General features: G+C 33.3%; 1 protein-coding gene. It reads left to right on the forward strand.

From position 1 onward, the window contains the following. The first annotated feature begins 113 nt into the window (after nucleotides 1-113). Nucleotides 114-629 carry a DUF3761 domain-containing protein gene (locus RT250_RS13495; RefSeq protein WP_313115416.1) on the forward strand — a complete coding sequence of 172 codons (516 nt, stop codon included), beginning with the start codon at nucleotides 114-116 and terminating at the stop codon, nucleotides 627-629. The last annotated feature ends 335 nt before the right edge of the window (nucleotides 630-964 follow it).

Genomic DNA, 964 nt, shown 5'->3' on the forward strand with positions numbered 1-964 from the left:
CGAGAAATTTCATAAAATTCATGAAATACGGAAATCTTAACCCTGCAACTGAATTTAAAAGAAAATTAGTGTAGTTTTGAGACAGACTGCCGTTGGCAGAAATTTGAATTGAAATGACTGAAGTAGGAGTAATAGGGTTTTGCATAGGATTGTACATTATATTCCATATAGTTGCTCGTTTAATTTTTTGGTTAAAAGGTAAGCCTTTGGGATGCACCTCTTCCATCGTAGCACTTTTCTTGAGCTTTATTATTACTACTTACTCTTACAATAAACTTTTTCCAGACAATTATGAAGAACCAGAAGTAAGTCTATCTGATAAAAAAAACTCTACCCCCATAACTGATAAAAATGGAAAAGATAAAATATTATTTCTGAATTCTGAACAAAAGACAAGTAATGAAAACTTCAACGAAAGAAAATCTTCAAGGAATGTTTCAGACGATTATAAAAAGCAAAGAAATTTACAGAGGTATACAGAGTCATCAAATCCAAATTCTTTTAGAGAATATAAACAACAAGAGAAAATTCGTATTGGAGCAGTTTGCAACGATGGGACATATAGCAATGCCACTGGGAGAGGTGCTTGTTCACACCACGGAGGAGTAGCTTACTGGGTATATGAATGATTAGAAAAACTTCTGCCAACAAGGTATAAAAAAAATAGGGCGAGTAAGTGCTGAACCCAATGTTTCAGGCTTATTTGCGAGGTCGCCAAATCTTTTGATTTACGACTACTTTTTTATTTTATATTTAGGAAGTCGTAGTCCTTCGGTGGGCTTTTAGTAAAATAATATAAAACAAAATGCAAAAGTTTTGGCTTGTTGATAATCCGAAAGGTAATTGTTTATTTACAGCCCTACTTCTTTTATACTAAACGTCAGACTGCGCAATAACCTCCCTTTCTTAATAACTTTGTTGATTACCTTTTATCCATTGGCCAAATTGCATTAAAATATTGGCT

Origin of the sequence: Aequorivita sediminis, from assembly GCF_032080575.2 — a bacterium.
Taxonomy (GTDB): domain Bacteria; phylum Bacteroidota; class Bacteroidia; order Flavobacteriales; family Flavobacteriaceae; genus Aequorivita; species Aequorivita sediminis.